The sequence below is a fragment of the Aquidulcibacter paucihalophilus genome (genome assembly GCF_002105465.1).
Lineage (GTDB): Bacteria > Pseudomonadota > Alphaproteobacteria > Caulobacterales > Aquidulcibacteraceae > Aquidulcibacter > Aquidulcibacter paucihalophilus.
Map to the genome: position 1 here is coordinate 1 of NZ_NCSQ01000049.1, position 7,966 is coordinate 7,966.

Annotated in this window: 10 protein-coding genes and 1 pseudogene; 5 read left to right on the forward strand and 6 right to left on the reverse strand. The window is 54.9% G+C overall.

Annotated elements, in window-relative coordinates; all coding sequences use genetic code 11:
• Window positions 1–239, forward strand: a 239-nt coding sequence (locus tag B7364_RS04190) for an integrase core domain-containing protein (RefSeq protein ID WP_232780804.1), incomplete at its 5' end; no start/stop codon positions are given.
• Between the two features lie 61 nt (window positions 240–300).
• On the opposite strand, the gene B7364_RS04195 is transcribed toward B7364_RS04190, so the two are convergent.
• A complete protein-coding gene (locus tag B7364_RS04195) occupies window positions 301–723 on the reverse strand; it encodes a TaqI-like C-terminal specificity domain-containing protein (protein ID WP_085338688.1) in 423 nt (140 codons plus the stop codon).
• Window positions 724–963: 240 nt separating this feature from the next.
• Window positions 964–1,665, reverse strand: a complete 702-nt coding sequence (locus B7364_RS04200) for a TetR/AcrR family transcriptional regulator (RefSeq protein ID WP_085338689.1) — start codon at window positions 1,663–1,665, stop codon at window positions 964–966.
• Between the two features lie 67 nt (window positions 1,666–1,732).
• Between B7364_RS04200 and B7364_RS04205 the strand changes: the two genes are divergently transcribed.
• The 3 genes from B7364_RS04205 to B7364_RS04215 all read left to right on the forward strand — a co-directional run bounded on the left by B7364_RS04205 (window position 1,733) and on the right by B7364_RS04215 (window position 4,267).
• Window positions 1,733–2,506, forward strand: a complete 774-nt coding sequence (locus tag B7364_RS04205) for a phytanoyl-CoA dioxygenase family protein (RefSeq protein ID WP_157893478.1) — start codon at window positions 1,733–1,735, stop codon at window positions 2,504–2,506.
• Between the two features lie 83 nt (window positions 2,507–2,589).
• Window positions 2,590–3,483 (forward strand): aldo/keto reductase, encoded by an 894-nt coding sequence (locus B7364_RS04210; RefSeq protein ID WP_157893479.1) that lies wholly within the window; start codon window positions 2,590–2,592, stop codon window positions 3,481–3,483.
• Window positions 3,467–4,267, forward strand: coding sequence for a polysaccharide deacetylase family protein (locus B7364_RS04215; RefSeq protein ID WP_157893480.1), 801 nt, complete (start codon window positions 3,467–3,469; stop codon window positions 4,265–4,267). Before B7364_RS04210 ends, B7364_RS04215 begins: the two co-directional genes overlap by 17 nt.
• 339 nt (window positions 4,268–4,606) lie before the next feature.
• Here B7364_RS04215 and B7364_RS04220 read toward each other — a convergent pair whose 3' ends face one another.
• A complete protein-coding gene (locus B7364_RS04220; RefSeq protein ID WP_085338693.1) occupies window positions 4,607–5,008 on the reverse strand; it encodes a MerC domain-containing protein in 402 nt (133 codons plus the stop codon).
• Window positions 5,009–5,074: 66 nt separating this feature from the next.
• Here B7364_RS04220 and zigA point away from each other — a divergent pair, with 66 nt between their 5' ends.
• Window positions 5,075–6,289, forward strand: coding sequence for a zinc metallochaperone GTPase ZigA (gene zigA, locus B7364_RS04225; protein ID WP_085338694.1), 1,215 nt, complete (start codon window positions 5,075–5,077; stop codon window positions 6,287–6,289).
• A gap of 86 nt (window positions 6,290–6,375) precedes the next feature.
• Here the strand turns inward: zigA and B7364_RS18360 are convergent, their stop codons facing one another.
• The 3 genes and pseudogenes from B7364_RS18360 to B7364_RS04240 all read right to left on the reverse strand — a co-directional run.
• On the reverse strand, window positions 6,376–6,582 hold the full coding sequence (locus B7364_RS18360) for a TRAP transporter large permease subunit (RefSeq protein WP_157893481.1): 207 nt from the start codon (window positions 6,580–6,582) through the stop codon (window positions 6,376–6,378).
• Between the two features lie 199 nt (window positions 6,583–6,781).
• The gene (locus B7364_RS04235) at window positions 6,782–7,216 is read right to left on the reverse strand and encodes a hypothetical protein (RefSeq protein WP_085338695.1); all 435 of its coding nucleotides are present in this window, start codon (window positions 7,214–7,216) and stop codon (window positions 6,782–6,784) included.
• A gap of 251 nt (window positions 7,217–7,467) precedes the next feature.
• Window positions 7,468–7,926 (reverse strand): annotated as a pseudogene (locus B7364_RS04240) (ATP-binding protein); the annotation flags it as partial.
• Window positions 7,927–7,966 lie beyond the last annotated feature (40 nt).

Sequence of the window (7,966 nt, forward strand, 5' to 3'; positions counted from 1 at the left end):
TGTTCATCGAACGGCTGTGGCGGTCGCTGAAGTACGAGTGCGTCTACATCCATGCCTTCGAGACCGGCACCGAGCTGCGGGCAGGCCTTGGAAAATGGATCAGCTACTACAATGCCGACCGACCCCACTCGGCCCTTGGCGGGGCCACACCCAATGAGGCATATGCCAAAGAACCCGCTCAGCCTGATCCGGGGTTAACCCCGGATCAGGCTGCGCCAAAACTCCAACTTGCGGCGTGAAAACCAAAACTAGATACCAGCTTATCCAAGCCGCAAACCTGTCCGACGAATGGGGTCCACCTCAGTTCAAATATATGAACCAAAGCAGCTTTGAGTTAAGATAGGCGGCGAGGTGGTGTTCACCGCTTGGGATAAAATACCCCGTGTTCGCCATGACTGCGCCTTCTGTGTCCACATGAAACGGGGCACTGTCGGCCATATCCTTATAGCTGATTTTTGCAGCATCAAACTTTTCATAGTAGGCGCACGCTCTTAGTTCCCACCAAAACTCGCCTTTGTCAGTTCTTATTTGGGCGGATGCGGCGAATGGAAAAAGCCAGGCTGCTATCGCGGGATAATTTGTCGATAGGCTTGCCCAAGCTAGGGCCTCGTCGGATGTATTAAATCTTGATCTTGTCCACCCTTTTTCGATCTTGATTAACCATAAGCCACGCGGTTCTGCCCGCCAGCGCTTCAGGTCTTTGCCTTCGAGAAAAGGTTTCAAGAGCTCGGCAGATCGGGGGTCTTGGGTGCAAAGGCGTGTGTGGACGCCCGGGTTTTTGCAAGTGCTTTTTCAGTTTGTTTGGCAGGATCAGTTAGGTGCGGTCGTGTGACCGGCATATTCGACACCCCGTTTGACGGTGTTGGCGGTCGCGCGCAATGGGTCAGCGCGGATGCGGAGCGGACCGTGGAGATCGGCCTGAACATGCGATACTAGATTGCGGGGCCTCATTCTTGAAGCACTTCAGTCTACCAGTCTGGAAGGCTCTTGATCCGGGGCCTTCCTGCTCTGGTCAGAGATGCCGAACGCCTTCAGTACAGCTCGCACGTGTTGCTCGACAAAGGCGGCGTGCGTGACATCAATCCCGTACAGGCGCTTGGCTTCTGCACCCAGCATGAAGGGTGCCTGAGCCGCGCATGACATCATGTAGATCAGCGAAACAACCGGCACCTCCGGCAAGCGGCCGCTCTCCATTGCCGCCTCAAGTAAAGGACGCAAACCTTGATGAGCCGGGGCAATATGATTGTCGACCATCCAGTACAAGCGTTCGGAATCTCCAATGGATTCATGCACCATGATGCGCACATGCTCTGGATGAGCGGCGCAATAGCGGACATAGCGGGCAAGAACCTCAGCCAGTGGGTCGCTCACGTCTGCCAAACCGGTCATCTCTTTTCCAAATCGCTCAAACAGAAAACTGACCGCGGCCTTCCACAAATCCTCCTTCGTACCGAAGTGCAGCCGGATTGCAGCGTGCGTGACGCCCGCGTCCAGGGCAATGTCACGCACAGCGGCCCCGTCAAATCCAGTGCGCGCAAACCGGCTCAAGGCTGCATTCAAGATACGCTCGCCAGTCTCCACCTTCTGACGTGTGCGCACGCCACCGCGATACGTTCGTTTGGGGCGTTCGTTCGCCAAAGTAATGCTTGCATTCAAATCTAACATTCGATATCCATTTGGATGGTGAATATACGAGGTTCAGAACCAGATGATAGTCCAACATCCCCGTAACGTGCAATTCGCGTGGAACCCCACCAGGGGACCTTTCACGATCCTTACAGCAGAACAAGCACGCCAGTATGATGAAAAAGGCTACTTCCGGCTCGAAGGTGCTTTTGACGCAGCTGAAATGGACGCGGTCGCCCAAGCGATCGAGCCTTTCGAGCAACAAATGGAAGCAATGCTGCGCAGGCAGCCAGATGGCCGCATGATGATAGCTAAGGCGGATGCCATCACGTTCACCATTCATCTGGTCTCGAAGTCTGAGACTCTAAAGGCCTTCGCCCAACATGAAGTATTTGCGCGGCTTTGCCAGGACATCATGGGCACACCAAGCAGGCTGTACTGGGATCAAGCCGTCTACAAGAAGCCCGGTAATCCCGAAGAGTTCCCCTGGCACCAGGACAATGGCTATACCTACACCGAACCACAGCAATATCTGACCTGCTGGGTCGCCCTGGTGGACGCAACCCCGGAAAACGGATGCCCGTGGGTGGTGCCAGGCTTGCATACCAAGGGCACTCTCCAACATCAGCCGACAGACCTTGGCTGGCAATGCCTCTCAAACCCTGATGGCGCTGAAGCGGTTCCGGCAAAAAAGGGCGACATCGTGGTGTTCTCCTCCCTGACACCTCATCGGACCGGCCCCAATCTGACTGATGGCGTGCGTAAGAGCTATATCCTGCAATATGCCCCAGACGGTGCCTTGGCCTACCCCGCCGGCCAGGATGAGCCCGTGGCACAGAACGATCCGCAACGGCAATTTCTGATGCCCATGCCAGCATGAGCATATCTGGCGCGGTTTCATTGAATGGTGATCGCAAGCTCGGCGTTTACGGGCCCTCGGTCTGTCCTTTGACGTTCGGAGCCATGCTGATCGCGCGCGATCCTGACTTGAGCTACGGCGTTTCACCGGCACTGTTGCGGGCATTGGAGGGCGGGGTGACGATGATTGACACCGCCCGCATCTACCCCGGTTCGGAGGACATCATCGGTGCAACACTTGCGGCGTGGCGCGGCACAAAGCCGCTCGTCTCGTCCAAGATCGCGCCCCTGAGCGTCGACACGTTCCGCCATTATGCCCCAATTTCGTGCGCGTTTACCCCCGCCTCCATCAGGGCTTCGGTCGAGGCAAGCCTCAAGGCTTTGGGTGTCGAGCGGCTCGACGTCGTTCATTTGCACCAGTGGTTCTACTTGTGGAGCTTCGAGCCAGACTGGCGCGAAACCCTTCTGGCGCTCAGGGCTGAGGGTAAGATCGACCAAATCGCAGTGAGCGCTCAGGATCACGAGCATGACGCCGTCTTGAAAGTCGTGGAGGACGCGCATGTCGATGTGGTGCAGTTCATTTACAATGTGTTTGAATCCCGCCCTCGTGTTTCGCTTCTGCCGATGACCGAACGCCGCGGTATTGGCACAATCGCCAGATGTGTCCTGGATAGCGGCGCATTGTCCGGAATGATGGATGAGGCTGCCTTCAAGGCTCATCATTTCCTGTCGGGCACCAATGTCGGCGAATATCACCGTCGGCTTGAAGGCTTGAAGCGCGCCTTTCTCGATCGCGCGGTCGACAGCCTTGACGAGTTAGCGATCCGGTTTGTGCTCTCAGACCGCCGAGTCTCTACAATGACGCTGGGCCTTGTGAGCGTTGCCGAAGTCGAGCGCGCACTCGCTCTTGTCGCCCTCCCACCGCTCGACGAAGCGGACATCGAGGCCATCTGCAAGAACCACGTCTGGACGAAGAATGTCTATGAACGCCTCGTTTAGTTCCTCTGGTAGTCCTTCTGGTGATCCCGCTGGCGGCGATGTTGGGCAAGGCTTTGACCAGTACGTTGAGCAAACTTCTGCCGTCAGCTTTTGCTTTGATGATGGCTATGCCGCCTCATGCGAAGCAATCGCAACCCTTTTTGAAGAGCGCGAGTTGAAGGCCAACTTTTGCGTCCTGACCGATCCATCCCATGCCGAAGACCCTTTCATCAGGTCGGGCAAAATCGGAGACTTCGGACTCTGGCGAGACCTTGCCGCGCGTGGCCATGAGATCATGCCCCATGGACACCGCCATGTGCATCTGGGGCAGGTCAGCGACCAGATCGCGCGAGATGAGATCGCTTCCTCACTAGACCAGTTTTTGGACGGCATGGCAGACGAGGCACCGGAAGCCATCATCTATCACTGTGCTTATAATCATTTGCCCTACGATCTGCGCACCTTCATGGCCGAGCGCTTTGTGGCGGTGCGAGCGACCAAGGCCAACGTCGGGCGGAACCGTTTGGCCTGGTCGCGTGACGATCTGGTGTTTGATGCGGCTTTCCCTATGCCGCCCGACCTGGAGGCTGGAGCCAAGGCGCTGATTTCAGATTTGATTGGCGGCCCACCCTCGTGGCAGGTCCTGTGTTTCCATGGGCTTGAGCCAGAAGGCTGGGGCCCGATTGCCCCGTCCTCTCTTGCTGCACTCCTCGACCTGTGTCTGGACCAGGGGTTGCGTGTGGCAACACCGCTCATGTGCATCAAAAGATTGTCGTGCGTTGATGGAGCGGGGTTTTCCAAATGAGCGGTCGTTTAAGTGCCCGGAAATGGATTACGCCTGCTGCGTTCTTCAGTGGTGACTAAGGCTGGGAAACTCTAGCTCCAACTGGCCCGAACAATGGGGGCACCTCAACACGCCGGGTTACTCTAGCTTCCGCTGGCCCAAAAAAGTGGGGGCACGACAGTGCCTCTGAAGATCCTGCAAACTGCTGGCTGGATTTTAAGGGGCGGGGTCATTGTCTAACGCAAGTGGCTGAACCGATTTTGACCTAGTCTCGAAGCTTAAGCCAAAACGCCGAACGAAACGGATGCACTAGATCCATTTACTTGGAGTCTGATTGCCCGATCTCGTTAGGGAAACAACTCAACGGCCTCGTTTTGCCGCGCCGCGATGCCCCGTCACATAGTTTACCATATGTACGCCCACGAGAATGAGGCCACCTATCACGGTCAATAAGGCCTCGGCCTCATAGCTTGGCCAACCAAGGGCGCCGCAAACCAGAAACACGAGGCCGAGCGTGGCGACTACACGTAACAAAATGATGCGCAGGCTTCCGTTGCCATGATGACGCAAGGCCAAGAACGAGGTTGGCACTGCTAAAGCCACAAACACCCAATGTACCCATTCTGCATTGGCAGCATGAGACAAGAGCGGCAGAAAGGCTGCTGCAATCGGTAAGAGCAGGCAATGCACCAGACACGCACCACTAAGGACGACAGCCAGCGTGTCAAAGCGGCGCGCGACGGTTGTGGATGAACTGAACATCAGGACTTACGTTTCTAAATGAGTGTTATAAGATAACATAACATATCTAGGAAAGGGCATAAAGCTGTGACAACACCAGACCGCCTCCCTGTTACAGTGCTTTCGGGCTTTCTCGGCGCAGGTAAGACCACGCTGCTGAACCATATTCTGAACAATCGCGAGGGCCGGAAAGTGGCGGTGATCGTCAATGATATGAGCGAGGTCAATATTGATGCCGACCTCATCCGGGCTGGGGGTGGCGACCTCTCGCACACGCAAGAAACGCTGGTGGAAATGTCGAACGGCTGCATTTGCTGCACCTTGCGCGATGATCTTCTGGTTGAGGTCCGCCGGCTTGCCGAAGCGGGCCGCTATGATAGCCTGTTAATCGAATCCACCGGCATCTCAGAACCTTTGCCTGTCGCGGCCACTTTTGACTTTCGCGATGAGGAAGGACAAAGCCTCTCCGATGTCGCCCGCATAGATACGATGGTGACAGTGGTAGATGCGGCCAATCTTCTGAAGGATTATTCCAGCCAGGACTTCTTGGCTGATCGCGGCGAATCCTTGGGCGAAGATGACAAAAGGCCCTTGGTGCAGCTTCTGGTCGACCAGATTGAGTTTGCCGATGTTATTGTCCTCAACAAGGTCAACGAAGTCGCGCCAGCCGATCTGACCACAGTGCGTAAACTGGTCCGCGCACTCAATATGGATGCTGACATTGTTGAGACAAATTCTTCAGAAGTACCGCTTGCGCGGGTGCTAGATACTGGCCGCTTTGATTTTACCAAAGCGGAAGATCACCCAGCTTGGGCAAAGGAGCTTTACGGTTTTGAGGCCCATAAGTCAGAGAGCGAAGAATATGGGTTTGAGAGCTTTGTCTACCGGGCGCGCAAGCCGTTCGATCCACAAAAATTTGCTGACTTTTGTAATTCAGAATGGCCTAATGTTGTCCGGGCCAAGGGCTTTTTCTGGTTGGCCACGCGCCCAGACTGGATTGGCGAGATGAGCCAAGCCGGTGCTCTTGTGCGTCACGAAGGCGTTGGTCGCTGGTGGTCGGCAGTCCCTCGAGAGAGTTGGCCACAAAGCGAAGAGTTTCACCAGCACATTCTGACCAAGTGGGACGCCCGCTATGGCGACCGTCGCCAAGAACTTGTCTTTATTGGCATCGGCATGGATGAAGCGAAATTGCGCGCGCGCCTTGATGCATGTTTAACTGATCCCAATCCCAAAGTCGGCCAGATCATCAAGCCCCGGACCGATTTGGTAGACCCATTCCCGCTTTGGGGCCAAGCCAGCTAACCCCCCTACTCTGGGCATTGGGATCGGGATCACGTTCCTTATCGGTACAACAGATTAGGTAGCCAAGTTGGCACGCTTGGGATGAACTAAATCAAGGCAACAGCTAGGAGCTGCAAGCCGATGAAGGGTATAACGCCGCGCAAGTAGAATAGAGCAAAACCAAATGGTGGCGTTAGAAAGAATGTTTGCAAGACCATCGCGATCATCACTGCCAACCAAATCGGATCAGCGCCCATCACAAGCAGCGGTACGGCTACCAATGGCACTGCTGTACCACCTATAATTCGGGCCATTTGGTCGAAGAATTTTTTCGCCTCTAAATTGCAACTTTTAACGTCCGAGCTCTCCTACGCGGACAAACCACAATCGGCCAAGTTCAGCCGAAGTGCCGACAGCTTCAATTGCGCCATCTGTTGCCATTCAGAACCCATCCAAAGGCGCACAAAAACAGACAAAACCAATTTTCGATTTGGTTGCGAGTGCTTTAAGGCATTACTGAATGTTCTGGGGCACTAAAATAGGCAAAATAGATACGATTCTGCAAATGAGCGCATCTAGACAATCCGCAGCGACTATCGGTGCCAATGCATATCGCGCGCCCGCAGCATCCGCGTAAACCACATACCCCAATGCTGCCAGCACCAACGCCTCATCGTCTGTAACGCACCCATCTTCGTGCGACGACAGGCCAATTGCGCGTGCGGCACTATGACTAAGGGTCATCATGAAATGATGGAACGGCACCATCAAATGGCCTTGCCCCGTCTGCAAAAACCTTGGTGCGACCAGCCGCAGCGGACATGTTCGCGCCATGGCTCCTTTTGCCCAAATGCGCATCGTCACGACCAAGTGTGCCTCGTTTTTGGTTAACGCGGACAATGGTTGGTCGAGATATTCGTAGCACGGGAATTGGCTTTGGCGTGTCATCGTGGGCTCCAAAATGTTGCGGCGAGTCACCTATTGGGTGAATGCCAATTGGTGCCCCAGTATCTTCACTGCGTCAATGCACTTGAGAATCATTCGCAACTAGGGCATGCTCATTTTGCGAATGGGACGCAATAAGGGCTTGGGTGCAATGGTGCTGGTGGCTACAATGTTGATTGTCGCTGAGAAGTGACCCGGTATTTTCATCGAGAATTGACCCGGGCTAAGTTATGTCTCGCGTTGCGGGTGTTGGGTCAAGAGGTTGGTTTTTCCTTTCTGACTTTGGGCGCATTAGTGCTTGTTTTGGCGCTTGCGCGGAAGCAGAAGCTGTCATTGCCAGTCTCTAGGGCGAGCCGTGAGGTGCCATTGGTTCAAGCCCAGCGGCGAGCACAGTGGTGCGTTAGTCGATCGAGTAGAGCTGTGGTTATTTTGGCATCACCGAAGACACCTGCCCATTCGCTGAAGCTGAGATTTGTCGTGATGATAACGCTTGTTTGTTCGTAAAGCTTCGAGAGCAAGTGGAACAACATGGCACCCCCAGACGTGCTAAACGGCAGATAGCCCAACTCATCCAAGATAATCAGATCAAGGCGTAGCAAGCGGTCTGCAAGTTGGCCCGCCTTGTTCATAGCCTTCTCTTGTTCCAAGGCGTTGACCAGATCGACGGTTGAGAAGAACCTGACCTTTTTGCGGTGATGTTCGATGGCCTGTACTGTAAAAGTATTTATTTGATCGGACATTCCCTATCCCCGG

What these genes read in the sequence shown, in the direction of transcription:
- B7364_RS04200 (WP_085338689.1), bottom strand. Translation starts at nt 1,665, where the DNA reads ATGTTAGATTTGAATGCAAGCATTACTTTGGCGAACGAACGCCCCAAA.
- B7364_RS04210 (WP_157893479.1), top strand. Translation starts at nt 2,590, where the DNA reads ATGCTGATCGCGCGCGATCCTGACTTGAGCTACGGCGTTTCACCGGCA.
- B7364_RS04215 (WP_157893480.1), top strand. Translation starts at nt 3,467, where the DNA reads ATGAACGCCTCGTTTAGTTCCTCTGGTAGTCCTTCTGGTGATCCCGCT.
- B7364_RS04220 (WP_085338693.1), bottom strand. Translation starts at nt 5,008, where the DNA reads ATGTTCAGTTCATCCACAACCGTCGCGCGCCGCTTTGACACGCTGGCT.
- B7364_RS18360 (WP_157893481.1), bottom strand. Translation starts at nt 6,582, where the DNA reads ATGGCCCGAATTATAGGTGGTACAGCAGTGCCATTGGTAGCCGTACCG.
- B7364_RS04235 (WP_085338695.1), bottom strand. Translation starts at nt 7,216, where the DNA reads ATGACACGCCAAAGCCAATTCCCGTGCTACGAATATCTCGACCAACCA.